Source organism: Streptococcus sp. 2018110, assembly GCF_019754115.1.
Lineage (GTDB): Bacteria > Bacillota > Bacilli > Lactobacillales > Streptococcaceae > Streptococcus > Streptococcus hashimotonensis.
In genome coordinates this window covers 1-26,953 of the sequence record NZ_JAIJZO010000023.1, presented here as the reverse complement: position 1 = coordinate 26,953, position 26,953 = coordinate 1, and the positions used below count along the sequence as shown (strand labels likewise).

Genomic DNA, 26,953 nt, shown 5'->3' with positions numbered 1-26,953 from the left:
AGAGGCTAGTGACGAGTCAAAAGCAGTGAGGCTTGAACAAAGTGAAAGCCAGCGTCTTTAGGCGCTGGCTGGTGATGTGGGCTTACAGCCCTTGTTCAAACCACCCGTTTGACGGGTGGTCATGATTTTGATTTTCATTGAGTATAAGAAGTAATAGGAGCGGTCTCCCTAGTATTTTCTGGGGAGATTTTTTATAGCAGATTATGCCTAAAATCGTACAGATTATGAAGAAAGCGTTTTAATTGCCCCGTTAGTCTGATATGATAATGATAAAGAAATAGAATGAGGAAAAGATGATGAAGCATCAGGAGATTATTAATCGTTTAACATTGGAAGAAAAAGCAGCTCTCATGTCAGGAAAATCTGTTTGGGAAACCAAGGATTACCCTGAAAAAGGAATTCCATCTATCTTTTTGTCTGATGGGCCACATGGAATTCGCAAGCAAGAAGGTGAAGGTGATCACTTAGGGCTGAATGCCTCTGTCCCTGCAACTTGTTTCCCAACAGCTGCTACTTTGGCAAATTCTTGGGATGTAAATCTGATTGAACGTGTCGGACAGGGTCTCGGTGCAGAAGCAAACAGCTTGGGTGTCAATGTCATTTTGGGGCCGGGGCTTAATATTAAGCGCAGTCCCTTATGTGGTCGAAACTTTGAGTATTATTCAGAAGATCCTTATCAGGCGGGAAAACTGGCGGCCGCAATGATTCGAGGGATGCAGTCGCAAGGTGTTGCGGCAACGCCTAAGCATTTGGCTGTAAACAGTCAGGAATTGCGACGTATGGCTTCAGACTCCATTGTAGATGAGCGCACGCTGAGAGAGCTCTATCTGACAGGATTTGAAATTGCTGTTCGTGAAGGAAATCCAAAGGCAATCATGTCTGCCTATAACAAAATAAACGGCATCTATGCTAATGAAGACAAGCGCCTCTTGCGTGACATTCTTCGTGACGAATGGGGCTTTACTGGCTTTGTCGTATCGGATTGGGGAGGCTCTAATGACCATGTCCTCGGTGTTGAAAATGGTAGTCATTTGGAAATGCCAGGTACTAAAAAGGTCGGTCAAAAGGAAATTATTGACGCTGTTCAGTCTGGTCGTCTATCCGAGCAAGTATTGAATGAGCGCGTGGATGAGCTACTTGATGTGGTTTTGGAGTTGGCCAATGCTGAAAAACAGACTGTAGATTATTCTGCACAACATGAATTGGCCCGTCAGGCTGCTGCTGAAAGCATTGTGCTATTAAAAAATAAGGATAATATCTTGCCCTTATCTAGCGAGATAAAAATAGCCCTCATCGGAGAATTTGCCCAAAATCCTCGCTATCAAGGAGCCGGCTCTTCTTTAATCAATACAAGACAATTAGATAAAACAGTGGATTGCATCGCGGATTATCCATTAAATGTCATTGGTTACGAACAAGGCTATCAACGTGTAGATAAAGAAGATGGGGAATTAGTTGACAAGGCTGTCAACCTTGCTAACCAAGCAGAACTTGTTCTGTACTATATGGGGCTGGATGAAATGAGTGAAAGTGAAGGCTTGGATCGTCAACATCTAAGTCTCCCCAAAAACCAGTTATCCTTACTGAATGTCTTGGTAGGGACAGGTAAAAAAATCGTTGTTGTCCTATCAGCTGGTTCGGTTGTGGATATGAATTGGGATGTGGATGTAGATGCGGTTCTTCACGGCTATCTATCAGGAGAAGCTGGCGCTAGAGCCATGTTAGATACCTTGACAGGTCGTGTCAACCCGTCAGGGAAACTAAGCGAGACCTATCCTGTTGAGTTGGCAGATGTTCCGTCTTCTGAGGGCTATCCTGCTGAGGGAGATCTTGCCCTCTATAAGGAAGCTCTCTATATAGGCTACCGTTACTTTACAAGCGTTGACAAGGATGTCAAGTATCCCTTTGGCTATGGATTGTCTTACACAGACTTTTCTTACAGTCAATTAGAAGTGTCTGAATCAGGGGTTTCCGTCACGATCACTAATACAGGAATGGTAGATGGGGCTGAGATTATCCAATTATACGTAGGCAAAGAAGACAGTCAGATTTACCGACCTGTAAAGGAATTAAAAGGCTTTAAAAAAGTATTTATAAAAGCAGGAGAGTCCAAACAAATTTTTATCCCTTTTGAGGACTATACTTTCCGTTATTTTAATAGAGAGACAGGCCAATTTGAAGTAGAGGCTGGAAATTATCTCTTGTATGTAGGTGCAAGTAGTCAGGATATTCGCTTAGTTGGCGAGATTACCCGACATGGTACAGTAGACCAATTTCCTGCTTCAGAACAGCTTCCGACTTATCTGACAGCCCAAGTACAGGCTGTTTCATCGCAGGATTTTGCACAATTGCTTGGACGTCCAGTTCCAGAAGAAACCTGGAAAATTGGTCAAGAACTGAGCCTGAACGATCCAGTTTTGAAACTCCAATTTGCTAAGAGTGGGTTGGCACGTGGTGTGCATAAACTATTGGTTAGCTTACTCAAAAAAGCAGAGCAGAAAGGGACTCCTGACTTGAACCTGCTGTTCCTTTATAATATGCCATTTAGGGCGATGGCAAAGATGACAGGTGACATGGTCGATTTACCGATGGTGGAAGGGATTCTAACTATTGTCAATGGCCATTTTTTCAAGGGCTTAGGCCAACTATGGAGAGCCTATCAAGCAAAAAGAAAATATCAAAAGCAACTTTCCTGAAAATGTGATAAAATAGTAACAAATTGTGTCAAATGGAGAGAAAGATGACCTTACTAAGCATTGCCATTCCGAGTTATAATTCGGAAGCTTACCTTCATTACTGTGTTCATTCCCTTGTAATAGGTGGTGACAAGGTTGAAATTCTGATTATCAACGATGGTTCGACCGATCGGACTCAGGAAATCGCAGAGGGACTAGAGAATCAATTTTCAAACGTACGTGCCATCTATCAGGACAATAAGGGCCATGGCGGAGCTGTAAATACAGGGGTACGTGAGGCCAAGGGGAAGTACTTTAAAGTTGTAGATTCAGATGACTGGGTTGATACCAGAGCCTATTTGAAGATCCTAGAGAGTTTGCAGGCATTGGAAGACGAAAATACGCCAGTTGATGCCTTCATTTCCAACTTTGTTTACGAAAAAGAGGGACAATCTCGTAAAAAATCCATGTCTTATCAATCCACTCTACCTGAGAACCGTATCTTCGGTTGGGAGGATGTGGGTGCCTTTTCCAAGGGTCAATACATGATGATGCATTCCTTGATTTACAGGACAGATTTATTGCGTGAGGTTGGTCTCGTTCTACCAGAGCATACTTTCTATGTGGATAATATTTTCGTGTTTACCCCTTTACAGGCTGTGAAAACCATGTTCTATCTGCCAGTAGATTTTTATCGTTACTTTATTGGGCGAAATGACCAGTCTGTCAATGAATCCGTCATGATTAAGCGCATTGACCAGCAGTTAAAAGTTAATCGGATTCTAGTGGATAATTTAGACTTGGGGGCGATTGACAATCCTGATTTACGGAGTTATTTGCTCAATCACGTAGAGATTACGACCATTATCTCCTGTGCCCTTCTCAATCGTGCTGGAACAGCTGAGCATATGATGAAAAAGCAGGAATTATGGCACTATATTCGTGATAACAATCCAGCTCTCTTTAAAATCGTTCGAAAAGGGTTACTCGGACAATTAACTAACCTATACGGTTATCCAGGTCGAAAAATTTCCAATGCCGTCTATAAAATCGCGAAAAGAATTTATGGTTTTAACTAAAACTCAGTTTCGGCTGAGTTTTTCTGTTATAATGAATAGAAGAAAAACGCTTACAAGGAGAAGACACATGCAAGAATTAGGACAGACAGGTTTACAGGTTTCTCGAATTGCTTTAGGCTGTATGCGAATGGCTAGTCTGACAGAGCAAGAAACTGCTAAAGTGTTAGATACAGTCGTTGGACAGGGGATCAACTTTTTCGACCATGCAGATATTTACGGCGGAGGTGAGTCAGAAATTCGCTTTGCTCAGGGCACCAAGTTGGCAGGTCTCAAGCGTGAGGACCTGCTTCTCCAATCAAAATGTGGCATTCGTAAAGGTTATTTTGATTTCTCAAAAGACTATATTTTGGAATCTGTAGATGGGATTTTGAAGCGCTTGGATACAGAATATTTAGATGTTCTTGCCTTGCATAGACCAGATGCTTTAATGGAAGCAGAGGAAGTGGCAGAAGCATTTTATCTCTTGAAAAAAGCAGGGAAGGTTCATCATTTCGGCGTCAGCAACCAAAACATTTACCAAATGGAGTTACTTCAATCCTATCTCGATCAACCGCTTGCAGTTAATCAATTGCAGCTATCTCCTGCTCACACGCCTTTGATTGATGCTGGATTACATGTCAATATGAAAGATGATGCTGCGACTATGCGTGATGGTGGGCTGATTGATTATTGCCAGCTTAAAAAAATCACTATCCAAGCCTGGTCTCCTTTCTTGATTGATTTGCAACGAGGTATTTTTGCCAATCATCCTGACTATGCTCTTTTAAACCAGACCATTGGGGAAATAGCAGAGCGATACAATGTTTCACATGAAACAATTGTCGTAGCTTGGATTTTGCGCCATCCAGCAAAGATTCAAACCATTGTTGGGTCCATGAATCCAGATCGTTTGACCAAGATTGCACAAGCTAGTCGGATTACCTTGGCTAGACCAGAATGGTACGATATTTACAGAAGCGCAGGCAACATCTTGCCCTAGGAGGTACTTATGCAGTGGGAAATAAAATCATTTGACCAACTAAGTTTACAGGAACTTTACGGTATCTTGACACTGAGAGTTGATGTCTTTGTTGTTGAACAGGCCTGTCCCTATCCTGAAGTTGACGGTAAGGATCCAAACTGTCTTCACCTCTTAGGAATGGATAATGGAGAGTTAGTAGCTTACTTGAGAATCTTGCCAGCTGGTCTAAGTTATGACGAAGTTTCCATCGGACGTGTGGTCATCAAGTCAAGTCATCGTGGAAAAGGCTTAGGAAGACCAATGATGGAGCAAGCAATTCGCTATATTACAAACGAATGGAAAGAAATTCAGATTAAAATCGGTGCCCAAGCCCATTTAGAAAAGTTCTATAGTTCGTTAGGTTTCGAGCCAGTTTCAGAAGTCTATCTAGAGGACGATATTCCGCATTTAGATATGCTTTATACTAAACCAGTCGTTTAAGGCTGGTTTTTTAATCCTGTACTCACAAGTCAAGTTATATAAGAGATAATTTTTTGAAGGAATACGGACTATATTTTGGAAAAAATAAGGCTGAGTATCTGAATAAAAAGTCTAAGATAGGAGTGCTGGACGGTGAATACAGTTTCTTAGATTTTTCTCGGCAATTTCCCCCAAAAATCAGCCATTTTATGGTAGAATGAATAGGTATAAAATCAGTAAAAGAGGAAGAAAATGAAACGTTCTATGTACGCTGGACGTGTTCGTAAAGAACATGTCGGACAGGAAATTACTTTGAAAGGTTGGGTTGGCCGTCGTCGTGACTTGGGTGGTCTGATTTTCATTGATTTGCGTGACCGTGAAGGCATTATGCAATTGGTGATTAACCCTGAGGCAGTTCAAGCTGAAGTGATGGCAAAAGCGGAGAGTCTTCGTTCCGAGTTTGTTATCGAAGTAACAGGAACAGTTGTGGAGCGTGAGCAAGCTAACGACAATATCCCGACAGGAGCTGTTGAACTGCAAGTAACCAGCTTGACAGTGTTGAACACGGCTAAGACAACTCCGTTTGAAATTAAGGACGGCATTGAAGCCAGTGATGATACCCGTCTTCGTTACCGTTATTTGGATCTTCGCCGTCCAGAAATGCTCAACAACTTCAAATTACGTGCAGCTGTAACCCACAGTATTCGCAACTACTTGGATGACTTGGAATTTATTGATGTGGAGACGCCAATGTTGACTAAGTCAACACCAGAAGGTGCACGCGACTACTTGGTACCATCTCGTGTGTCAAAAGGTCATTTCTATGCCCTACCACAAAGTCCACAGATTACTAAGCAGCTTTTGATGAATGCTGGTTTTGACCGTTACTACCAAATCGTTAAGTGTTTCCGTGATGAGGACTTGCGTGGGGATCGTCAACCTGAGTTTACACAGGTGGACTTGGAAACCTCATTCTTGAATGAAGTTGAGATCCAAGACATCGTAGAAGGCTTGATTGCTAAGGTCTTGAAAGATACCAAAGGAATCGATGTGACCTTGCCATTCCCTCGTATGGCCTATGACCATGCTATGAACTTCTACGGTTCAGATAAACCAGATACTCGTTTTGAAATGCTTTTGCAAGACTTGACAGAACTTGTCAAGGAAGTTGACTTCAAAGTCTTCTCAGAAGCACCAGTTGTCAAAGCCATTGTGGTCAAGGGTGCGGCGGATAGCTACTCACGTAAAGACATTGATAAATTAACAGAATACGCCAAACAATTTGGTGCCAAAGGTCTTGCTTGGGTTAAAGTAGACAAGGGAGAATTAGCGGGGCCAGTTGCTAAGTTCTTGACAGGTATTACAGATAAGTTGACAGCAAGTTTACAACTTGAAGATAAGGACCTGGTCCTCTTTGTGGCGGATGAATTGGAAGTAGCCAACAATACCTTGGGAGCTTTGCGTAACCGCTTGGCAAAAGAGCAAGGTTTGATTGACGAAAGCAAATTCAACTTCCTCTGGATTGTGGACTGGCCAATGTTTGAGTGGTCTGAAGAAGAAGGGCGTTATATGAGTGCCCACCACCCATTCACCTTGCCGACAGAAGAAACAGCTCATCATTTGGATGGTGATTTGGCGCAAGTGCGTGCAGTTGCCTACGATATTGTTTTGAATGGTTATGAATTGGGTGGCGGTAGCCTTCGTATCAACCAAAAAGACATGCAAGAACGGATGTTCAAGGCTCTTGGTTTCTCAGCTGAAGATGCGCATGAGCAGTTTGGTTTCTTGCTTGAAGCTATGGACTACGGCTTCCCACCACACGGTGGATTGGCTATCGGTTTGGACCGCTTTGTCATGTTATTGGCTGGTGAAGACAACATTCGTGAAGTTATCGCCTTTCCGAAGAATAACAAGGCATCTGATCCGATGACACAGGCACCAAGTACGGTTGCATCAGCTCAATTAGAGGAATTGGCTTTAGACATTACACTTGAAAATGAATAAATTTTTCAGAAAACAGCGTGTACGCTTTTTAAGAAAGGCCAGAAAGAATAAGTTTTGGTCGGTCATTTTGGGAATTTCTCAGGAAAAATATGCTGAACGGATATCGGGGTCCATTATTTATGGACTCCTATCTAGTATTGCAGTCAATTTTTTCTTTAGACCAGGGAATGTCTATTCGTCTGGAGTTACTGGTCTTGCACAAATTGTTTCTGCTCTGGCAGCTTCTTACGCTGGTTGGAATGTACCGATTGCGGTGGTCTACTACGGTCTGAACATCCCCTTGCTTATCTTAGCCTGGTATAAAATTGGTTATAAATTTACTATCTTTACCTTTATTACGGTATCCTTCAGTTCTTTCTTTATCCAATTTATGCCGCCAGTTACCCTGACGACGGATCCGTTAGTCAATGCTATTTTCGGTGGTCTCATGCTGGGAACTGGGATTGGCTTTGCGCTTAGGAACAATGTATCCAGTGGTGGTACTGATATTGTCTCTATTATTATTCGCAAGAAGACGGGACGTCAAGTTGGCTCCATTTCCTTGATTGTCAACATTATGATTATGTTGATTGCAGGGATGACCTTTGGCTGGCAATATGCCCTGTATTCAATGGTTGCGCTGTTTATCTCCAGTCGCATGACAGATGCGATTTTCGTGAAACAAAAACGGATGCAGGCCATGATTATTACCAATCATCCTGAACGAGTCATTAAGAAAATCCATAAGAAGCTCAATCGCGGTGTGACCATTATCAACGGTGCTGAGGGTGCTTATAACCATGAGCAAAAGACGATTCTCATTACCATCATCACTCGTGCAGAGTTCAATGATTTCAAGCATATTATGAAAAAGGCAGACCCCGAAGCCTTTGTATCGGTAGCTGACAACGTCAATATTATTGGTCGGTTTGTGGAAAGTGACTGATTGACAAACACTACATGTAGGAGTAAAATAGTATTTACAGTCTACATGTAGTGTTTTTATTATAAAGAGGAAATGTATGAAGAAGAAAATATATTTGGTTTACATTAGTTTGAGTGGCAATACAGAAAGTTTTGTGAAACGCCTAAAGTCCTTTTTCCAATTTCAAACTGACTGGGAGGTTGAACTGGTCCATGTTAAAGATTTGGTCAAGCAGGATATTCCTTTCTATCAGCTAGATGCACCCTTTGTCGCCTTTTTACCAACCTACTTAGAAGGTGGAAATGGAGTGGACAATGGAGATGTGGAAATTCTGACCAATCCTCTCGGAGATTTTATCGCTTTGGGGACCAATGCAGAGCTCTGTCTGGGTGTCGTTGGCTCAGGCAACCGCAATTTTAACAACCAATATTGTCTGACTGCTAAGCAATATGCTGAGCGATTTAATTTTCCTGTTATAGACACCTTTGAACTTAGAGGGATGCAGAATGACATTGAACGCATTGGTCGGAAGATAATGGAATTGATGTAAAGAGCCTCAACTCAGCTTTATGCTGGGTTGTTTTTTTGTCACACAAAAAAACTCACCAGCGTGACTAGTGAGTTTTAAGGAGATTATGAAAAATATTTAGGATTGACTATAGTATACCTCAGACTATATCGTGTTTCATCGGTCTAAAGTCCTATTTGTCTTCTAAAATGCAAATACTCTGTCCTGCAATCGTGATTTCTTGCTGATCACACTCTTCGACTGGAGGATAGTTGTAGAGAACTGTCTTATTTTTTTCACGTTCATAGGTAAAGTCGCTATCCGCAAAGTTGATGATAAATTGAATGGTCTTTTCTTCACTTGTCACTTGATAGCGAAGAACATATTCAGTTAACCAGTAGAAATCACAAGTTTCTTGGATACTTTCGTAGTTATCCTGGCTGAGTATTGGATTATTTTTACGGAAGGTAATTAATTCCTGAATGAATTCGATATGTTCCTTATAGCGAATAGCTCGTGTCCAGTCCAGACGGTTGATACGGTCAGGGACATTGTAAGTATTATCTATTTCATCTTTTGTACGGAAAAATTCCTGTCCGCTGTGAATGAAGGCCATACCCTGAGAGATTAAGATGAGCTGGAGACCAAAACTTGCAGCACGTTTCTGCTGTTGAGGTGTCCAGTTTGGATTCTCAATATGGAAATAGTCAAATGCTGTAGCATTATCATGGCATTCGATGTAGTTAAGGGACTGTTGAGGCGTTAAGAAATGGCTTAATCGGCTACCAGTCAGGAGATGTTGTACCTTTTCGTGCAATTGCTTATCTACTAGACGGTTTGGATTGAGCAAGAGTTTCTTAAAGGTATCACGGTAATCGTCGTTGAAGAAGCTGATTTCAGGTAACTGCTCTGCATTGTACTGATGAGCCAGCTTTTCAAATTCGAGGCCTGTTGCCATTTTCCATCCTTCACCATAGAGGTAGACATTTGGGTAAATGGCAGATAATTCAGTTTGAATCTGGTTGATTGTTTCGCTATCTAAAATACCCATAAGGTCGAAACGGAAGCCATCAAAACCATAGAGTTCTAGCCATTGGCGAAGGGATTGTTTGATGTAGTTGCGGACCATACTGCGCTCGCTGGCAACGTCGTTACCGCAGAATGTCCCGTCTGTTCGCATGCCGTGGTCATCATAGCGATAGAAGTAGCCTGGAACGATGAGCTCAAATGCATACTTTTCAGCATGATAGACGTGGTTGTAAACAACGTCCATAATAACTGAAATATCTGCATCATGGTAGGCCTGAATAGCTTCTTGTAGCTCTAGAATACGTGCGTAAGGATCGTTTGGTTGGCTAGAATAGGAACCTTCTGGCAGATTGTATTGCATAGGGTCGTAGCCCCAGTTGTAAACAGCTTGGGGTTTATTTTCATCCACACTGCCAAAATCATAAACAGGCAATAATTGAATATGGGTAACGCCTAGTTCTCTGATGTAATCCATTCCTAGCTTCATGCCATCCATGGTAGGAGACTCTGTCAATCCGAGAAATTGACTGCGGTGCTTGAAACCAGCTTCTTTTTGCCATGAGAAATCACGGACGCTCATTTCATAGATAATGGCCTGAGAGATAGGTCGTTGGGTCTTAGCACGACGGATTTTATGAAGTTTATCTGGATTGATAACGTAGCTGTCACCTGAGTTGGCTGTGGAAGACAGGGCGTAGGGATCGTGAACGGAAATCCATTCACCGTTTACTTTGTGGAGATAGTGATAGCTGTGCGCTTCTAGGTCTCCTTCAACAGTAATTTCCCAAACTCCTTTTGCTCCCTTAGTCATTGCATATGGGTTTCCTTCTAGAACAAGAAAAACTTGCTTAGAAATAGGTGCCCATAACTTAAAGGTTGTTGCCTCTGGTCGATAGGTTGCTCCTAAGTCTTGCCCATTGTATGTATAACTTTGTTCAAAAAGTGTAGAGCGAACGATATGACCATAGCCGAGTTCAGCTTTATTACGGTCCTGGTCGTAGATGGTATAGTCCTTGTCCAATGTCAATGCATGGAGGCTGGTTAGATAATAGATAACGAGATTGTCTACTTCTAGACAGGAATGGATAAAAAGTTGAGACGTAGCATCATTTGATTCGAGTGAAAAGCTCATATGTTCGGAGTCGAATCGTTTTTCCATGACCAAGCGAATAGTTGCTACATCATCAAGGAATGCTTGGAATTGTCGTAATGCCATGAGCCAAAAGGCTCCTTTCTAAGTTAGAGTTCGGTAATGGTATGTGGAATGACACGTCGGTAGCAGACTTGCTTGTCTTCCTTGTTGTCATTGATGATTTGGTGGAGGGTGTTGAATGCGACACGTCCTAGTTTAATAGCGTGGACGTCAACGTAGGCTTCAATATCTAGTTTTGGCTTGACGGAGTCGAAAGAAATGATAGGAAGTTTGACTCCGACTTCGTTGAGATATTTGACAACACCTTCGGCAACGGAAGTGTCGGTTGTGACGATTGCATCCAGGTCTTGTTTGAGTAATTTCTTAGAAATTTTATAGGCACTGTCTTCGAGAAGGAAGCCAGACACAAACTTGACCTTGTTTTCATCCAGGGGAATATTGTGCGATTTAAGGGCGTTCTTGTAACCTGTATAACGGTCTTGAGATACGACCAACTCTTTGTTACCAGCGACGAAGGCAATGTTTTTGTAACCTTTATTGATGAAGTAGTTGGTAGCTTCAAATCCGGCCTGGATATTATCATTATCAACTAGTGATATGAATGGAGAATCCGCCTTACCAAGAATGAGGAAGGGGAATTTGTGTTGGATAGCCAATTGTACCAATGGATCGTCAGGCTTGGAATAGAGGAAGATGAGGCCGTCCACTCGTTTGCCGTAGACCATCTGAGAAATCGCTTCTAGACGCTGTTCTTCATTCTTTCCTGTGGAGATTTGGATGGCATAATTATGATCTGCTGCAACTTGAGAAATTCCTCGTAAGGCAGTAGGGAAGAAGGGGTTTTGATAGAAAACATCCGAGTCATCAGGCAAAACCAGTCCGATAACCTGTGTATAGCTAGAAACTAGGCTTCGAGCGTTGAGGTTTGGATGGTAGTTGAGATCCGCCATGGCTTTCCGCACCAAGTCTTTCGTTTTTTGGCTAATGGCAGAGCTATTTTGAATGACACGAGTAACTGTAGATGGCGAGACACCAGCTAATTTAGCCACATCTTTGATGGTTGCACGCATATAGACCTCCTAGATTTCATCTCTGAATTTTGTTTTGAAAAATACCCATAACAAGCATAGCACAAATAGGATATTTTGTATGGTTAGAAGGGTAGTCACAGGTTGACCAAATAGTCCAATTAGACAGGCTATAAGAGTAGGCAGGCCCAGACAGTTGAGAGTAAAATTATAGCACTCTGCAAACGTTTCAAAATGGAAGAAACGAGACTTTTTAGTCAAAAAGAGGAAGAAGCTGGCTCCTAGTAGGATGAAGAGTAGGTTTGTTGTTAAAATAAAGGTCGAAATAAGAGTGATGGACAGTCCGACAGCTGCTCGGTTGGCTTGATACCATTTTTTAGAGATGGCTGCAGTTAATGTCTCCTTACTAGTAAAATCGTCAGTATTCAAACCTTCATAAGTCAATTCGCTTAGAATATCACTTCCTTTACGAATAGTCAGAGACTGATTGGCAAATTGATAAGTAAAGTCAGAACTAGAGCTAACAGTATCACCAAATGTCACTTGCTCCCAGTTAGTATTTCCAGTATAGGTTAGGTGGTTGTTTTCGATGACTGCATGTTGACGGAGGTCATCTACGACCTGATCTGTCAGAGGTGCATAGATACCTTCTACGAAATTTTCTAAAGGATAGGTTTCGAGATTGACAGTCTGTAGGGAGCTCGGAATGAGCAAGAGCGCCACTAAAAAAAGCGTTGTAAACAACCGTTGCCAAAGGTTCATTAGTCTACGATTGGCAAACATATTTCTTGGAGAGAAGATACTAGAAAAATAGGAAAAAGGATATGGGAGCATTCGTTGGACCTTTCATAAATATCAATGTTTCCCCTAAAAAGGGAAAAGGTGGGACAGGGTTATCCCTTGTCGCCACCGCTTGTTAAACCAGATACAAAGTTCTTTTGTAGGAAGAAGAATAGGATACTGATAGGGAGGGCAATAAGAATAGCACCTGCCGCAAAGTAGGCAATCTTCATATTTTTCACATCACTGATGAAGGTTTGAAGGCCGACAGCTACAGTATAGAATTCTTTTTCACGAAGCAAGAATTTGGATAGGATGTAATCTCCAAAAGGTCCCATGAAGGCCCAGAGCGCTTGTACAGCAATCATTGGACGAACGAGTGGGAGGACGATTTGCCAGAAACGTCTGAAGTGACCGGCACCGTCTAGTTTTGCAGATTCATCAAGTGAGATTGGCACCGTATCGAAGTAGCCTTTCATGAGCCAAGCGTTCATTGGGATACCACCACCGACATAAAGGAAGATGAGGAACCAGCTTTGGTTGAGCGCATTGAGCATGAGGGCCATAACGAAGAAGGCGGTAAGAGCAGCCATGGTTGGTACCATTTGGATAATCAAGAAGAAAACCAAACTCTGCTTACGAGCGATGAAGTTATAGCGACTATAAGCGTAACCCGCTAGTACCACTATACTTGTTTGAATAACCATTGTCAAGAGAGCAATGATAAGCGTATTGAGGTACCAGGTTCCGTATAGAGTCTCGCTAAAGAGCTTGCTGAAATTGTCTAGTGTAAAGTTGATATTGCTATCCAATTTGAAGGCAACCACGTTACCAGACTTGAAGGCGGACATGATTGTAATCAAGAGAGGATAGATGATGATAACAGACAGAACAATCAGATAGAGATAGGTTAAGGTCTGATTGATTCTACGTCTAAATTTTACAGATACTTTCATCTTATACATCCTCCATTTCAAAAGCATTTAGTTTTTTGAAGGCAATCATGGAAATACTGATGACAATCATTGAGATAATCAATGTAACTGCTGCCGCCATTGAGTATTGAGGTGATGTACCTGTGGTTAATTTATAAATCCATGAAATCAAGATGTCAGTTGAACCTGCTCCACCACCGACGCTACCAGGACCACCATTGTTGAAGAGGTAGATGATAGAGAAGTTGTTGAAGTTGAAGGTGTATTGACTGATTAATGTTGGAGCTGCTACTGCTAAAATCATCGGAAGGGTGATGTTACGGAATTTTTGAATGGCACTTGCACCATCAATGTAAGCAGCTTCGTACAAGTCGTTTGGAATGGATTGTAAAATACCCAAGGTCAAAACATAGATATAAGGGAAACCAAGCCAAGCCTGCATCATAATGAGAGCAACTTTAGTCCAGAATGGGTCGGTCTTCCAAGGGATAAGGAAATTATCGATGAATGGTAGGAATTTGCTCAAGAATGGCAATACCTGTGTGTTAATAGCACCGACACTATCGTTGAACATGTTACTAAAAGTCAAGATAGTTACGAAGGCAGGAACAGCCCATGGGAGCAAGAAGATAACACCGAAGATGCGTTTTCCTTTGATGAATGGCTGATTTGCGATGATGGCTGTCAAGATACCGATAACAATTTGAGCTGTTGAAGCGCAGAGTGCCCAGATAATTGTCCAGCCAAGTACAGAACCAAATGCGGTACGGAATGTGCTTAGTTTCCAGATGTTTGTAAAGTTGGTAATACCAATCCAATCCAACAATGCGCTTGGTGGCAGGTGTTTGAAGTCGTAGTTTGTAAAGGCGATAAACAATGTAACGACAACTGGGAAGATGATAGCAAAGGTCATCGCAATATATGATGGGATGATCAAGAGATATGGGAAACCATTCTCATAGATACCTTTTACCATTTCTTTTAATGTGGTAGCCACTGGCATCCCTGAATTCCATCGTTTCGCGGTATCACGCGCATCTTTTAGGTTGAGTGCATAGAAAGCGAGATAGACAACCGTGATAATCAAATGGAAAGAACCGCGAATCAGCATGAATAGTGAATTATCTTGTCCACGAACACTACCGAGGGTAATCAAGTTGCCTAATTCACCAGCTGCAATAGCAATAAAATAAACAAGGAAGGCAAGGGTAACACCCAAAAAGATGTATCCTTTGGCTTTTTGTTTATTGTAGATTTGTCCGAGACCAGGGATCAGGGACAAAAGGAGTGCCTTACCTGGATTTTGTTTCATAGTCATAGTCTCCTTATATAGCTTCTGAATAGATGGTAGATTTTATCTATTCAGTTTATCGTTAAGTAATAAAGTAGACTGGGAGGAACTCCCAGTCCAACTTTAAACTTGACTAGTTGCTGTGTTTTTGAGCAATTTCGTCTGCAATAGCTTTCACAGCGTCTGTTGCAGCAGTTTTAGCGTCTTTTGCACCACTTGCAGCTTCGAAGAGCATGTTACCAGCTGGTGTCCAAACTGAACCCATTTCTGAGATGTTTGGCATTGGTTGAGCTGAAGCGAACTGGTTGATAACTGCAGTTGTCAATTCGTCGTTTTTGCTTACAGCATATTCACGAGCTTCAGTGTTAGCTGGCACTTCGTTTGTAGCGTCGTAAAGTGCTTTTTGTTGGTCTGTAGCAGTCAAGAAGTCAACAAATTTTTGAGCCATTTCTTGGTTTTTAGCGCCTGTAGGAACAATCCACGCTTTACCACCACCGAATGCTGAGTAGTTTTTACCGTTTACAAGAGTTGGGATTGTTGCTACACCATAGTTTACACCAGCTTCTTTATATGAAGCTGCTTTCCAAGGTCCTTCGATGATAGCAGCTGCTTTACCGTCTGTAAATTGAGTGTTAATCAAGTTGTTTGCAGCAGTACCGTCTTGAAGACCTTGAGGCCATTTTTCATACCAAGTTTTAGCGTATTCAATCGCTTGGATTGCGCCTTCGTTAGCAAGACCGATGTCTTTTGGATCAGTACCATTTTCACCAAATACGTAGCCACCGTAACCAGCTAGAAGTCCGTAAGTGTAGTAGAAGTTTGTCCAGTCAGCAAGGAAGGCAGTTGTTTTACCAGCTTCTCCTTCAAAGGCATATTTGCTATCTTTAGCAAGTGTTTCAAGTTCTGCAAATGTCTTAGGAGCTTCAGTCAACAAGTCTTTGTTGTAGTAAAGAACAAGTGTCTCGATAACTGCTGGTGAACCGTAAACTTTACCACCGTTTGTTACAAGAGCTGTTGTTGTCTCATCTGCTTTGCTATCATCTGCAAGTGTCAATTCAGATAGTTGACCTTCAGAACCAAGGCTACCTACACGGTCGTATGGTGCCATCATAACGTCTGGAGCTGAACCAGATTGGTTATCCAATGACAAGTTATCCAAACCAGTCAAAGCATCACCAGTTTTAACTGTAACAGTCACACCATTTTCTTTTTCGAAGTCAGCTTTGACGTCGTTGATATAAGATTCATAACCTTGGTCAACGTAGACAGTCAATTCTTTGCTACCTTCAGCAGACTTAGATGCCTCTGTTGATGAACCTGAGTTTGAGCAAGCAGCTAAAACAGCAGTTGATGCAGCAAGAAGAGCAACGCTCTTAAGGAGATTGTGTTTCATTTTCTTCCCTCCGAAGATAAATAGTTTTGTGTGACGTCTGCTTTGCGCAAACGTTTTCCTAAGTTGACTACATTATACACCAGATTGAATCCGTTTGCAAGCGTTTTTATAAAAAAAATTAAAAATTTTTTTGAGTTTTAAAAAACATAAGAATTTTTTTGTATATATAATGAAAAGAAATATGGAATGGTATAGGAACGAACAGAATTAAAGGAAAATCCCTTGATTTGTTACCGTTTTCAGTATATAATAAAAAAGAGAAAACGTTTGCGTCATGTAAGCGGATTAGATAGGAGAGCTTATGAAAGTAAGACAGAGTGGTGTGCTGATGCACATTTCATCATTACCAGGAAAATATGGAATTGGTTCCATGGGACAATCGGCCTATGAATTTGTTGATTTTTTGGTAAGAACTAAGCAACGCTATTGGCAAATCTTACCTTTGGGAACAACCAGTTATGGCGATTCTCCTTACCAGTCATTTTCAGCTTTTGCAGGGAATACTCATTTTATTGATTTCGATATATTGATTGATAAAGGCTGGCTGGCAGCAGAGGATTTACAAGGTGTTGACTTTGGGCAGAATCCTACAGAGGTAGATTACGCAGCTATTTTTTATGCTCGCCGTCCATTACTGGAGAAGGCAGTTACCAACATGAAGGTACAAGGCCTGCCAGAAGATTATTGGATGTTCTTAGGGGAGAATGACTTTTGGATTCATACCTTTGCGGAGTATATGGCTATAAAAGAGCATTTTGATCTCAAACCTTGGACAGAGTGGGAAGATCAAGGGGCGCGCTTACGTTACCACGATACCTTGGAATATTATCGTCACTTGTTGGCAGATCGAATCGATTATCACCGTATTACACAATATTTATTCTTTTCACAATGGAAGGCTTTAAAGGCTTACGCCAATGCCAAAGGTGTTGAGTTTGTTGGGGATATGCCGATTTATATCGCGGCTGATTCTGCCGATATGTGGGCTAATCCACATTTCTTTAAAACGGATGAAGAAGGCAAGCCGAGTGTGGTTGCAGGATGCCCACCAGATGCCTTTTCGGAAATTGGTCAGCTTTGGGGCAATCCGATTTATGATTGGGAAGCGATGAAGCATGACGGATTTACTTGGTGGGTTGCTCGTTTACGTGAATCCTTTAAGATATACGATATGGTACGTATCGACCACTTTATCGGCTTTGCCTCCTTCTGGGAAATTCCAGCGGGTGAAGAAACAGCGGTAAATGGCTATCGTGTCGAAGCACCAGGTTTTGAATTATTTGATACAATCAAGCGTGAACTTGGTGATTTAAATATTATTGCTGAGGATTTGGGCTCTGTGACAGATAAGGTCATCCAATTACGTGATACGACAGGTTTTCCTGGTATGAAAGTCCTGCAATTTGCCTTTGACCCTGAGGGCGACAGCATTGAAATGCCACATAACCATACTAATAATGTGGTGGCATATACGGGAACCCATGATAATGATACGATTCTTGGCTGGTACGAAAATGAAACAACGAAAGAATCGCGTGCATTCTTAGATAAGTACAGCAATCGTCGTGAGGGCGAAACGGTCAGTCATGCTCTTTTCCGCCTGCTCTTTGGTTCGCCTGCCTTTATGGCGGTGGCTACTATGCAGGACCTACTTGGTTTGGATGGTTCAGCTCGCATGAACTTGCCAAATACACTTGGTGGTAACTGGACTTGGAGAATGACGGCAGATCAATTGACACCAGAGGTTGAAGCGGAATTGCTAGACCTTACAGAAACCTATCGTCGGGTTAATGTGCATTTGGTTGATGAAAAGTCAGAATAAAATGAACTCCTCTAAGCAGCTAACTTAGAGGAGTCTTTGTTATCTCTGTTTACGGACATAGAGCCAGTAGCGAATCCAGTAGTAGATGGTGTAGAGTAGGCAGGCTACGATAGTCCAAATGAAAAATGTATTCAGCACTTTAGCAAGACTTGGCAATAACCAGTTAATCAGTAGAGTAACTACAAAAATAATCACTCCGCTATAGGTGGGCAATTTCTTCATGAGTTTTCCTCCTTTGAATTTAGTATAACAAAATTATATTTGTAGTCAAATGAAATATATGATTGACAATACAAAAATATGAGTATAAAATATAGAAAAAAGGAGGCTATTATGAAAAGACCAATTCATTTGTATATTTTTGTTGTGCTGTCATCTATTGCGAGCGTATTGCGTGGCTTTAATATATTTTTTGCGAAGTACGATGAGGCGGTTGTGCGTCAATTGTTGCAGAATTTTAATGTTGAGGGGATTGATGAGGCATATTTTACCTACATGAGAGAATCTATCAATTTCCAGACGAATCTTGTCAATAAGGCATTTGCAGTTGTGCTATTACTTGCTGTGATTGCGACGATTGTACTGCTTTTCCTCAAGAAAAATGAGCAGGCTTCTTATACCTACCTGGGTTATCTTTTTGTAACTCTCCTATTTTCGACCTATGCTTTTATTGGTGAGAAAGGGTTGAGTCAAATTTATACGGATTCAGTTATGCGTCAGTCAGTAGAGGCGCAGGCAATGATGAATTATATTATTCGAGTTGTCCTATTTGCCATCTATTTTGGGGTAACTATTTTCTTCCATCTGCGTAAACCGAAAGAAAAACCGAGCACAGCTATTAATTCGACAGATATTTAATGAAAAAGCACAGTCTAAAAAGATTGTGCTTTTAAGTTTTGTCTTTTTTGTGATTAGGAGATGGCGATGTAGCGTCGAGCACCTGAGTAACTGATATAGCTAATCCATGTGCGACCTTCGGCAGTAATAACTTTATCATAGCGAACGACTGAGCCGGCTCCGTAGAAGGTGATTTCAGGACTGGACAGACTTGGATTGTTGCGGACACTAGAGTAGGACTGGATGGTGATATAGCGCCGAGCTCCAGAAAAGCTGATATAGCTAATCCAGCGTTGTCCGTCGGCTTCAAGAACCTTGTCGTAGCGGACGCTTTCGCCAGCATAATAGTAATCGAGGGTAGGGCTAGATAGACTAGCTTGAGATTTGATGGCCAGTTGGCTGGTAAAAGTATAGGTGCCGCTTGGGGCTAAGGCGGGTTGAGAGTTGGTTGTTCCCGCTCCGAGGTCTTTAAAATGAATGTAGCCGCTAACGGCATTTTTGGGGATAACTCGCCTTCCGTAGGTATAGCGAACACCGTAGTTGTATTCCTCGATCTCTACGGTATCTCCATTTACTGCAGAAACCCATGCGACATGCATGGGAGTTTCCCACCAGGCAACGGCGCCGACAGTAGGTGTCATGTTAACTTGATAACCTTCTTGTTTGGCACGATGGCCCCAAACATTGGCATCACCATAGGCAGGTGGCAATGTAAAACCGTTCACTGTGCTAAGTCGAAAGGCTACAAAGGAGGTGCACTGGCGTGTGTAGAGTCTCCATGGATCGACTGCATCAACTGCTGTGTAGGGATAGTCATCTCCTCGTGCATTGGCTGAGGCTGAAGGTGGGGATTGTAAATTGATACCGACAATGAAAATGGCGGCTAGAAGCTGACAGGCGATTCCTTTTCTTTTCAAGAATGTTTTCATTATTTCTCCTTGTGTAGTAGATGTAGAGGCATCACGTGTACCTCCCATCTATATATTCGTAATTGAAATGAATCTTTTTGATTTTCATTTGGCATAAGGAGTTGTTGTGGTAAGGAATCGGAAACGATAGTAGGCAATGTGGTAGAAAAAAAGCCTCGGCTGATGGCCGAAGGCTTTGATTACATTTTTTCTGGTGCTTTTACGCCGAGAAGACGTAGAGCTTCTTTGAGGACAAGTCCTGTCGCGTAGGCAAGTGCTAGACGGCTGTCACGCTCTGGGCTTTCATCCAAGATACGCGTGTGTGCGTAGTACTTGTTGAAAGCTTGAGCTAGGTTGATAGCATATTTAGCGATGAGAGATGGGTCAAATTTGTCACCGGCACGTTCTACAACGTTTGAGAAGTTTTGGATGTGCTTGATGATTTCCCAGCTTTCTGCGTCAGCTAGTTTGTAGTCATTTTCTGCGCTTGGTACAAAGTTTGCCTTGCGCAGGATAGACTGGATGCGGGCGTATGCGTATTGTACGTAAGGACCTGTTTCGCCCTCGAAGGAAACCATAGCTTCTAGGTCGAAGTCGTAGCCGTTGTCACGGTCGGTTTTGAGGTCGTAGAACTTAACAGCGCCTACACCAACTGCGTGCGCCACTTCTTCCTTGTTTTCAAGGTCAGGGTTTTTAGCTTCGATTTGAGTAAGGGCGCGTGAAATAGCTTCATCTAGAGTTGGCTCGAGTAGGATAATATTTCCTTTACGAGTAGAGAGTTTTTTCTTATCCTTGGTAACCAGACCGAAGGTGATGTGGGTCATATCGTCGCTCCAGTCGAAATCCATTTCTTTCAAGACAGCCTTGAGCTGTTTGAAGTGGTTGATTTGCTCCTGACCAACGACATAGATGCTTTTCACAAAGTCGTAAGTGCGTTTGCGGTACATAGCTGTTGCCATGTCACGTGTGATGTAAAGTGTTGCACCGTCTGTTTTCATGATAAGGGCTGGTGGAAGATTGTAGCTTTCGAGGTCAACGATTCTTGCACCTTTAGATTCTTGAAGAAGTCCTTTTTCTTCTAAGATTTGGATACCTTCGTCCATCTTATCGTTGTAGAAAGCTTCACCATTATAGCTGTCGAAGGTTACATCGAGTTTGTCGTAGATGCGGTTGAATTCGACCAAGCTTTCATCACGGAACCATTGCCATAGCTCGTGTGCTTCTGGGTCGCCATCTTCCAATTTTTTGAACCATTGGCGTGCTTCTTCGTCCAATTCAGGCTTTTCTTCCGCCTCAGCGTTGATACGCACATAGAGTTTGAGGAGTTCTGAAATTGGATCTGCTTCGACCGCAGCCTTGTCACCCCAAAGTTTGTAGGCAACAATCAACATACCGAACTGTTTACCCCAGTCACCCAAGTGGTTGATGCGGATTGGCTTGTAGCCAAGCTTTTCGTGGATGTTAGCAAGGGCATCACCGATAACGGTTGAGCGCAAATGTCCAACTGAGAATGGTTTAGCAATGTTTGGACTAGACATGTCGATGGTTACATTGCGTCCTTGACCAATGTTGAGTTGACCGTATTGGTCTTTTTCAGTAATAACATCTGTCAAGACTTGGTGGGAGATAGCAGCCTTGTCCAAGAAGAAGTTGACGTAAGGACCGGTTGCAACAACGTTCTCAAAGCCAGTTGTATCGAGTTTTTCAACGATGTCCGCTGCGATAGCCTGTGGAGCCTTGCGTTCCACTTTAGCAAGTGAGAAAGCTGGGAAGGCAATATCGCCCATTTCTGATGATTTTGGTTTTTCTAGCAGATTGTAGATAGCTTCCACTTCCAAACTCGGAAGGATGGCAGCCAATCTTTCTGCAATCACTTGTTTTTGATTCATATAGGATTTCCTCCAAAGTTATTGATTCTATTTTAACACATTTCTAGGCTAATAGCGGGGAAAAGTGTTATAATATTTCTATAAATATACATTTTGAGGTAAAATGATGAATAAAGCAGGACGACATGATTTAATAAAGGCCATGATTCGTCAAGAAAAAATAGGGCGACAAACGGATATTCAGCAAGGTTTAGAGGCTCGAGGGGTAGTGGTAACCCAGACAACCTTGTCTCGTGATTTACGTGAGTTGGGAGTGATAAAAATTCATGAAAATGGGCGTTCATTTTATTCCTTAGCTATCGAAGAAGAGCGCGTGAATTTTATCCAATTATTGGCACAATATGCGTATAAAGTAGATAGGGCTAGTTTTATTCTGGTCCTTCATTCAGAGCTGGGAGAAGCGGCCTTGATGGCCAATATCATTGATGCAGAAAAGCCAGAGACTATTTTGGGAACGCTGGCGGGAGCTAATACACTTTTAGTTATTTGTCGAGATGATGTAGCGGCTCAGCAAGTTGAAGCGGAGATTAACTACTATTTGAATTAGAACAGGGAGAGATGATGGCAACAGAAAAAATTTCTCCGGGAATGCAGCAGTATCTGGATATAAAAGCACAGTATCCAGATGCTTTTTTGCTTTTCCGTATGGGAGACTTTTATGAGTTATTTTATGAAGATGCGGTAGAAGCGGCACAGATTTTGGAATTGTCCTTGACCAGTCGTAATAAGAATGCGGAGAATCCGATTCCTATGGCGGGGGTACCGTATCACGCGGCACAACAGTATATCGACACACTTGTTGAACTGGGGCATAAGGTCGCTATTGCTGAGCAGATGGAAGATCCTAAGCAGGCAGTCGGCGTGGTCAAGCGGGAAGTAGTGCAGGTCATTACTCCTGGTACGGTAACAGACTCGTCCAAAATGGGAGCCGACAGTAACTATTTGGTTGCGATTGACCGTCAGGGAGTGCAGTTCGCACTTTCTTATATGGATGTGTCAACAGGTCAGTTTTTTGTGACTAGTTTGGATGATTTTACTAGTCTTTGCGGTGAAATCCGCAATTTACGGGCACGTGAATTGGTCATCGGCTATGCTCTGTCGGAGGAAGAGGAGCAGGTTTTCTCGAATCAGATGAACTTGTTGCTGTCTTTTGAGGATGAGGTGACGGAGGATGTTCAGCTGATTGACAACTCGCTGACGGATTTGGAAAAGGCTGCGGCGGGTAAACTCCTCAGCTACCTTCATCGGACTCAGATGCGAGATCTGAGCCACTTGCAAAAGGTGGTCCATTATGAAATCAAGGACTATCTGCAAATGGACTATGCAACCAAGTCCAGTCTGGACCTGCTTGAAAACGGTCGGACAGGTAAGAAGCATGGTAGTTTGTACTGGTTGCTAGACGAAACAAAGACAGCCATGGGTATGCGACTATTGCGGACATGGATTGATCGTCCCTTGATTGACCTTAAGCGGATTGAGAATCGTCAGGCTGTCGTTCAGGTTTTTCTGGATTACTTCTTTGAACGGAGTGACTTGGTCGAGGCTTTGAAGGGTGTCTATGACATCGAACGTTTGGCCAGTCGGGTGTCTTTTGGAAAAACCATGCCCAAGGATCTCTTGCAGCTCTCCCAGACTTTGGGAAATATCCCAGCAATCAAGAATATCTTGCAACAAATCAATGAGCCAGCTCTAGGCAATCTGATAGCTGGATTGGACCCAATTCCAGAACTGCATGCTCTCATCAGCTCTGCTATTGACCCAGAAGCCCAAGGGACCATCACAGATGGAAATATCATCCGTACGGGCTTTGACGAAACGCTGGATCAGTATCGTCTGGTCATGCGTGAGGGAGCAGGTTGGATTGCGGAGATTGAGGCCAAGGAGCGTGAAGCGTCTGGTATCAACAATCTTAAGATTGATTACAATAAAAAAGACGGTTACTATTTCCATGTGACCAATTCCAATCTGGGCAATGTGCCTAGTCATTTCTTCCGTAAGGCGACCTTGAAAAACTCGGAGCGCTATGGAACGGAAGAGTTGGCTAAGATCGAAGGGCAGATGTTGGAGGCGCGTGATAAGTCTGCTAATTTGGAGTACGAGATTTTCATGCGGATTCGCCAAGAGGTTGAGAAGTATATCGGTCGCTTGCAGAAGTTGGCTCGGACCATTGCAACCATCGATGTTTTGCAGGCCTTTGCAGTTGTGGCAGAGCAGCAACATTTGGTTTGTCCACACTTTACAGATCAAAGAGAATTGACCATTGACCGTGGTCGTCATGCGGTGGTGGAGAAGGTCATGGGCAAGCAGACCTACATTCCCAACTCTATTCACTTGAATACCGATACGCATATGCAACTGATTACAGGTCCAAACATGAGTGGTAAGTCTACCTATATGCGGCAGTTGGCGGTTATCGTCATTCTGGCGCAGATGGGTTCTTATGTGCCTGCGGATCAGGCTGCATTGCCGATTTTCGATGCTATTTTTACCCGTATTGGGGCGGCAGACGACTTGGTCAGCGGACAGTCCACCTTTATGGTCGAGATGATGGAGGCCAATAAGGCGGTCCGTCTGGCGACAGATCGTTCGCTCATCCTCTTTGACGAACTTGGACGGGGAACGGCCACCTATGACGGCATGGCTCTGGCCCAGTCTATCATCGAGTACATCCACGACAAGATTGGTGCCAAGACTCTCTTTGCCACCCACTACCATGAGTTGACAGACCTTAGCCAGACCTTGGAACATTTAGAGAATGTCCATGTATCGACCTTGGAGAAGGACGGCCAAGTCACCTTCCTCCACAAGATTGCACAAGGCCCAGCTGACAAGTCCTACGGGATCCATGTGGCTAAGATTGCGGGAATGCCAGAGGAGCTATTGGAGCGGGCGGATAGGATTTTGCAGACGCTTGAAAACCAAGCCCCTACTGCACCAACTCACCCAGCTCCGTCAGTTGTGGAAGAGCCGTCTGGTCAAATCGACCTCTTCGCAGACACGCCTTCTCACCCAGTCCTCGATGAACTGGAGAAACTGGACATCTACAATATGACCCCAATGGAAGTCATGATGAGGGTGGCAGAATTGAAGAAGAAAATATAAGACAATGAAAGTCAGGACAGTTGTTCTGGCTTTTATTATTTATCCTGTTTTTTTGACAAAGTTTACTAAGTGGTCCACCATTTCTTGGGGTGTCTCAATCATGCCTCGCTTTATCCATTCATCTATCCAACCGAAAGTTGCCCCAGCGTACCAAGCAATCAGATAAGCGAGGTGGTTATCGGTTTGTTTGTCTAATTGCAGGGTATTCTGTATGCTTATTCGCAGGAGTTCTGATAGGCCTGCTTGGTAAAGCGCTGGATAGAAGTCTCTATGGTCATCATAATGAGAGAGGAGCAGCAACATGCGTTCTTCCTCTGGAATCTTATCTGCTCTAGCATGTATCTCATTGGTGAGATGGTCGACATAAATTTGAAGAACCTGTCTTGTATCTTTGAAATGCCTGTAGAATGAAGCCCGACCGACTTGGGCATGTAGAGTTAGTTGACTGACGCTAATGCTGTCAAAATCTTGTTTCTTCAGTAGGTCAATAAGGGATTGGGTAATCTGTTTTTGAACGTAGGTCTGCTTAATTGTTTCCATGAGACAGTCTCCTTGAAAATGTCTTATTTTTTGAGTTTGCTTGTTTGCGGTGATAATTTACGATACAATTGTATCAACTAAGAGAAGTAAGTTCAATAAGGAGAGAAGCATGAAAAAGTTATTTGTAACAATCGGTATCCTACTAGTGACTGCAGCTTTATTCATTCTTGTGGCTTTTGTCATTGGCAGTAAGCGACAAGTTGTTCCTTCCGATTACCAAACAAGGATAGAGACTGGCGGTGTCATTGAAGCCAAATACCTTGGAAATGGCTCTTATAAAGTTGCCAAAAAAGAAGAACCCCTTTTGTTGGATTTCAAGAAATTTACAATTTACTATCCGGAAGAATTGGAAACAACCAATCGTCGCTATCCTGTCCTTGTCATTACAAATGGAAGTGGTACCCCGTTTTCAAAAATTGTAGGTCTCGCTGAACATTACGCCTCATGGGGATTTGTGGTGATTGGTACGGAAGAGATGAACGCTTGGAATGCTTTTGGTGCGGAAATGTCGCTCCGCTATTTAGAAAGAATGGATGCAGAAGAACAGGTGGGTGACAAGGCTAGTTTGTTCTATCAGAAAATCGATTTTGACAATGTAGGGATTGTTGGTCATTCTCAGGGCGGGGTCGGAGTGATTAATGCTATTACTGATACTCAACATCAGTCTATTTATAAGACGGCAGTAGCCCTATCACCGACCAATAAGGAACTGGCACATAACCTATTTTGGGACTATGATGCTACCAAGATAGTGATTCCGACCTTGCTGATTTCTGGTGCAGGTGGAGGAGATGATTGGGTGGTGACAGGTGAGCAATTGACAGAGATTTATCAGGATATACTTGCCAACAAGGTAAAAGTAAGAAGAAAAGATACTGCTCATAATGAAGTGCTGTATGTTGCAGACGGCTATGTAACGGCTTGGTTTATGTGGCAGTTGCAAGGAGACCAAGAAGCCGCACAAGCTTTTGTGGGGGAGATGCCAGAGATAACTGAAAATCCTAAATATCAAGATGTAGAAATGGGTTTAAAGTAACAAAGAAAGTAAGAAGTCAGGACAGCTGTTCTGGCTTTTTTGCTGTTTGGTCTCTCGGGACCATTATTTCTCTCATAACCTCTACTATTGTCGGTCAAGGAACTTATCTACCTCTTCTGGCTGATCTTTATCTTGGTATACGCTTTGCTATTTTTCCTAAATTATCGGAAAATGGAGCGGCAGATTCAGGACATCAACGGTCGTTTGTAGTATAATAGCACTATCATTTAATTGGAGTGTCTTATGAAAATTATTTTGACCATTGTCTATAGTTTGGGGGTAGTGTGGAATACTCTCTATATTGCCTACAATGTCGGTAAACTTCCTTTGTTGAATTTGCTTTGGCCTGCTGTGATTTTAGTGGCCTGTGCCATCAATTTGTACTTTTTATGGACTAGAAAACAAGAGTCAGAATAGGCTCTTTTTTCTACCATTTGTCAAGTCCATCAAGGTATTTGACGAAAAATATTTTGAGTCTCGTAATCCAAATAAAGAAATTATTTTATTTTGGACTAAAGTTTAGTGTAAAAAGTGTATACAAAAGCAACACCTTATGTTGAAATTTTTTGATAAGGTGTTACAATGATAGAGCATAAACAGTTTTACCGATTTTGGGTAGA

Annotated in this window: 24 protein-coding genes; 14 read left to right on the top strand and 10 right to left on the bottom strand. The window is 42.5% G+C overall.

Features of this window, described 5'->3' with window-relative positions; genetic code table 11:
* The first annotated feature begins 296 nt into the window (after positions 1-296).
* From K5Q34_RS10590 to nrdI, 7 genes are all read left to right on the top strand, one after another.
* Complete coding sequence (locus tag K5Q34_RS10590; RefSeq protein WP_221864986.1) at positions 297-2,696, top strand: glycoside hydrolase family 3 C-terminal domain-containing protein; 2,400 nt, start codon at positions 297-299, stop codon at positions 2,694-2,696.
* Between the two features lie 44 nt (positions 2,697-2,740).
* Positions 2,741-3,754, top strand: coding sequence for a glycosyltransferase family 2 protein (locus K5Q34_RS10585; RefSeq protein WP_221864985.1), 1,014 nt, complete (start codon positions 2,741-2,743; stop codon positions 3,752-3,754).
* A gap of 67 nt (positions 3,755-3,821) precedes the next feature.
* Positions 3,822-4,733 (top strand): aldo/keto reductase family oxidoreductase, encoded by a 912-nt coding sequence (locus tag K5Q34_RS10580; protein ID WP_221864984.1) that lies wholly within the window; start codon positions 3,822-3,824, stop codon positions 4,731-4,733.
* Positions 4,734-4,742: 9 nt separating this feature from the next.
* Positions 4,743-5,195 carry a GNAT family N-acetyltransferase gene (locus K5Q34_RS10575; protein WP_221864983.1) on the top strand — a complete coding sequence of 151 codons (453 nt, stop codon included), beginning with the start codon at positions 4,743-4,745 and terminating at the stop codon, positions 5,193-5,195.
* Positions 5,196-5,426: 231 nt separating this feature from the next.
* Positions 5,427-7,178 carry an aspartate--tRNA ligase gene (gene aspS, locus K5Q34_RS10570; protein WP_221864982.1) on the top strand — a complete coding sequence of 584 codons (1,752 nt, stop codon included), beginning with the start codon at positions 5,427-5,429 and terminating at the stop codon, positions 7,176-7,178.
* The gene (locus tag K5Q34_RS10565; protein ID WP_105119820.1) at positions 7,165-8,103 is read left to right on the top strand and encodes a YitT family protein; all 939 of its coding nucleotides are present in this window, start codon (positions 7,165-7,167) and stop codon (positions 8,101-8,103) included. The genes aspS and K5Q34_RS10565 overlap by 14 nt, the downstream gene beginning before the upstream one ends.
* Positions 8,104-8,179: 76 nt before the next feature.
* The gene (gene nrdI, locus K5Q34_RS10560; protein WP_024407725.1) at positions 8,180-8,632 is read left to right on the top strand and encodes a class Ib ribonucleoside-diphosphate reductase assembly flavoprotein NrdI; all 453 of its coding nucleotides are present in this window, start codon (positions 8,180-8,182) and stop codon (positions 8,630-8,632) included.
* Positions 8,633-8,783: 151 nt separating this feature from the next.
* Here nrdI and pulA read toward each other — a convergent pair whose 3' ends face one another.
* The 6 genes from pulA to K5Q34_RS10530 form a co-directional block, all read right to left on the bottom strand.
* A complete protein-coding gene (pulA, locus tag K5Q34_RS10555; RefSeq protein WP_221864981.1) occupies positions 8,784-10,835 on the bottom strand; it encodes a type I pullulanase in 2,052 nt (683 codons plus the stop codon).
* Between the two features lie 23 nt (positions 10,836-10,858).
* Entirely contained in the window at positions 10,859-11,842 is a 984-nt protein-coding gene (locus K5Q34_RS10550; protein ID WP_002936122.1) for a LacI family DNA-binding transcriptional regulator, read from the bottom strand.
* A 9-nt stretch (positions 11,843-11,851) separates the two neighbouring features.
* A complete protein-coding gene (locus K5Q34_RS10545; protein WP_253212164.1) occupies positions 11,852-12,562 on the bottom strand; it encodes a hypothetical protein in 711 nt (236 codons plus the stop codon).
* Positions 12,563-12,693: 131 nt separating this feature from the next.
* Positions 12,694-13,536 carry a sugar ABC transporter permease gene (locus K5Q34_RS10540; protein WP_024384271.1) on the bottom strand — a complete coding sequence of 281 codons (843 nt, stop codon included), beginning with the start codon at positions 13,534-13,536 and terminating at the stop codon, positions 12,694-12,696.
* A 1-nt stretch (position 13,537) separates the two neighbouring features.
* Entirely contained in the window at positions 13,538-14,833 is a 1,296-nt protein-coding gene (locus K5Q34_RS10535) for a sugar ABC transporter permease (RefSeq protein WP_009911009.1), read from the bottom strand.
* A 106-nt stretch (positions 14,834-14,939) separates the two neighbouring features.
* Positions 14,940-16,199, bottom strand: a complete 1,260-nt coding sequence (locus K5Q34_RS10530; RefSeq protein ID WP_024401029.1) for an extracellular solute-binding protein — start codon at positions 16,197-16,199, stop codon at positions 14,940-14,942.
* 301 nt (positions 16,200-16,500) lie between these two features.
* On the opposite strand from K5Q34_RS10530, the gene malQ reads away from it, so the two are divergent.
* Entirely contained in the window at positions 16,501-18,021 is a 1,521-nt protein-coding gene (gene malQ / locus K5Q34_RS10525; RefSeq protein ID WP_221864979.1) for a 4-alpha-glucanotransferase, read from the top strand.
* 39 nt (positions 18,022-18,060) lie between these two features.
* On the opposite strand, the gene K5Q34_RS10520 is transcribed toward malQ, so the two are convergent.
* Positions 18,061-18,243 (bottom strand): hypothetical protein, encoded by a 183-nt coding sequence (locus tag K5Q34_RS10520; protein ID WP_024384268.1) that lies wholly within the window; start codon positions 18,241-18,243, stop codon positions 18,061-18,063.
* A 111-nt stretch (positions 18,244-18,354) separates the two neighbouring features.
* Here K5Q34_RS10520 and K5Q34_RS10515 point away from each other — a divergent pair, with 111 nt between their 5' ends.
* Positions 18,355-18,879, top strand: coding sequence for a membrane protein (locus K5Q34_RS10515; protein ID WP_024376210.1), 525 nt, complete (start codon positions 18,355-18,357; stop codon positions 18,877-18,879).
* A gap of 53 nt (positions 18,880-18,932) precedes the next feature.
* Here K5Q34_RS10515 and K5Q34_RS10510 read toward each other — a convergent pair whose 3' ends face one another.
* Together K5Q34_RS10510 and argS are read right to left on the bottom strand one after the other, a co-directional pair.
* Complete coding sequence (locus K5Q34_RS10510) at positions 18,933-19,787, bottom strand: SH3 domain-containing protein (protein WP_221864978.1); 855 nt, start codon at positions 19,785-19,787, stop codon at positions 18,933-18,935.
* A 179-nt stretch (positions 19,788-19,966) separates the two neighbouring features.
* Entirely contained in the window at positions 19,967-21,655 is a 1,689-nt protein-coding gene (gene argS, locus K5Q34_RS10505) for an arginine--tRNA ligase (RefSeq protein ID WP_221864977.1), read from the bottom strand.
* Between the two features lie 106 nt (positions 21,656-21,761).
* On the opposite strand from argS, the gene argR reads away from it, so the two are divergent.
* Positions 21,762-22,202 carry an arginine repressor gene (gene argR, locus K5Q34_RS10500; protein ID WP_002937036.1) on the top strand — a complete coding sequence of 147 codons (441 nt, stop codon included), beginning with the start codon at positions 21,762-21,764 and terminating at the stop codon, positions 22,200-22,202.
* A gap of 14 nt (positions 22,203-22,216) precedes the next feature.
* Positions 22,217-24,757: a DNA mismatch repair protein MutS gene (gene mutS, locus K5Q34_RS10495; protein ID WP_221864976.1), complete on the top strand. Its 2,541-nt coding sequence runs from the start codon at positions 22,217-22,219 to the stop codon at positions 24,755-24,757.
* Positions 24,758-24,796: 39 nt separating this feature from the next.
* Here the strand turns inward: mutS and K5Q34_RS10490 are convergent, their stop codons facing one another.
* Positions 24,797-25,297, bottom strand: a complete 501-nt coding sequence (locus K5Q34_RS10490) for a TetR/AcrR family transcriptional regulator (protein ID WP_221864975.1) — start codon at positions 25,295-25,297, stop codon at positions 24,797-24,799.
* A 109-nt stretch (positions 25,298-25,406) separates the two neighbouring features.
* Between K5Q34_RS10490 and K5Q34_RS10485 the strand changes: the two genes are divergently transcribed.
* The 3 genes from K5Q34_RS10485 (at position 25,407) to K5Q34_RS10475 (ending at position 26,750) form a co-directional block, all read left to right on the top strand.
* Entirely contained in the window at positions 25,407-26,333 is a 927-nt protein-coding gene (locus K5Q34_RS10485; protein WP_221864974.1) for a lipase, read from the top strand.
* Between the two features lie 87 nt (positions 26,334-26,420).
* Positions 26,421-26,543, top strand: coding sequence for a DUF3021 family protein (locus K5Q34_RS10480; RefSeq protein WP_260619449.1), 123 nt, complete (start codon positions 26,421-26,423; stop codon positions 26,541-26,543).
* A gap of 33 nt (positions 26,544-26,576) precedes the next feature.
* Positions 26,577-26,750, top strand: coding sequence for a hypothetical protein (locus K5Q34_RS10475; RefSeq protein ID WP_002941962.1), 174 nt, complete (start codon positions 26,577-26,579; stop codon positions 26,748-26,750).
* Positions 26,751-26,953 lie beyond the last annotated feature (203 nt).

Bases quoted from the DNA above. Each gene is read 5' to 3' on its own strand.
- argS (WP_221864977.1), bottom strand. From the start codon at position 21,655: ATGAATCAAAAACAAGTGATTGCAGAAAGATTGGCTGCCATCCTTCCG.
- K5Q34_RS10540 (WP_024384271.1), bottom strand. From the start codon at position 13,536: ATGAAAGTATCTGTAAAATTTAGACGTAGAATCAATCAGACCTTAACC.
- K5Q34_RS10515 (WP_024376210.1), top strand. From the start codon at position 18,355: ATGAAAAGACCAATTCATTTGTATATTTTTGTTGTGCTGTCATCTATT.
- K5Q34_RS10590 (WP_221864986.1), top strand. From the start codon at position 297: ATGAAGCATCAGGAGATTATTAATCGTTTAACATTGGAAGAAAAAGCA.
- K5Q34_RS10490 (WP_221864975.1), bottom strand. From the start codon at position 25,297: ATGGAAACAATTAAGCAGACCTACGTTCAAAAACAGATTACCCAATCC.
- K5Q34_RS10520 (WP_024384268.1), bottom strand. From the start codon at position 18,243: ATGAAGAAATTGCCCACCTATAGCGGAGTGATTATTTTTGTAGTTACT.
- pulA (WP_221864981.1), bottom strand. From the start codon at position 10,835: ATGGCATTACGACAATTCCAAGCATTCCTTGATGATGTAGCAACTATT.
- aspS (WP_221864982.1), top strand. From the start codon at position 5,427: ATGAAACGTTCTATGTACGCTGGACGTGTTCGTAAAGAACATGTCGGA.
- argR (WP_002937036.1), top strand. From the start codon at position 21,762: ATGAATAAAGCAGGACGACATGATTTAATAAAGGCCATGATTCGTCAA.
- mutS (WP_221864976.1), top strand. From the start codon at position 22,217: ATGGCAACAGAAAAAATTTCTCCGGGAATGCAGCAGTATCTGGATATA.
- K5Q34_RS10550 (WP_002936122.1), bottom strand. From the start codon at position 11,842: ATGCGTGCAACCATCAAAGATGTGGCTAAATTAGCTGGTGTCTCGCCA.
- K5Q34_RS10510 (WP_221864978.1), bottom strand. From the start codon at position 19,787: ATGAAAACATTCTTGAAAAGAAAAGGAATCGCCTGTCAGCTTCTAGCC.
- nrdI (WP_024407725.1), top strand. From the start codon at position 8,180: ATGAAGAAGAAAATATATTTGGTTTACATTAGTTTGAGTGGCAATACA.
- K5Q34_RS10580 (WP_221864984.1), top strand. From the start codon at position 3,822: ATGCAAGAATTAGGACAGACAGGTTTACAGGTTTCTCGAATTGCTTTA.
- K5Q34_RS10575 (WP_221864983.1), top strand. From the start codon at position 4,743: ATGCAGTGGGAAATAAAATCATTTGACCAACTAAGTTTACAGGAACTT.
- K5Q34_RS10475 (WP_002941962.1), top strand. From the start codon at position 26,577: ATGAAAATTATTTTGACCATTGTCTATAGTTTGGGGGTAGTGTGGAAT.
- K5Q34_RS10545 (WP_253212164.1), bottom strand. From the start codon at position 12,562: ATGAACCTTTGGCAACGGTTGTTTACAACGCTTTTTTTAGTGGCGCTC.
- malQ (WP_221864979.1), top strand. From the start codon at position 16,501: ATGAAAGTAAGACAGAGTGGTGTGCTGATGCACATTTCATCATTACCA.
- K5Q34_RS10535 (WP_009911009.1), bottom strand. From the start codon at position 14,833: ATGACTATGAAACAAAATCCAGGTAAGGCACTCCTTTTGTCCCTGATC.
- K5Q34_RS10530 (WP_024401029.1), bottom strand. From the start codon at position 16,199: ATGAAACACAATCTCCTTAAGAGCGTTGCTCTTCTTGCTGCATCAACT.
- K5Q34_RS10585 (WP_221864985.1), top strand. From the start codon at position 2,741: ATGACCTTACTAAGCATTGCCATTCCGAGTTATAATTCGGAAGCTTAC.
- K5Q34_RS10485 (WP_221864974.1), top strand. From the start codon at position 25,407: ATGAAAAAGTTATTTGTAACAATCGGTATCCTACTAGTGACTGCAGCT.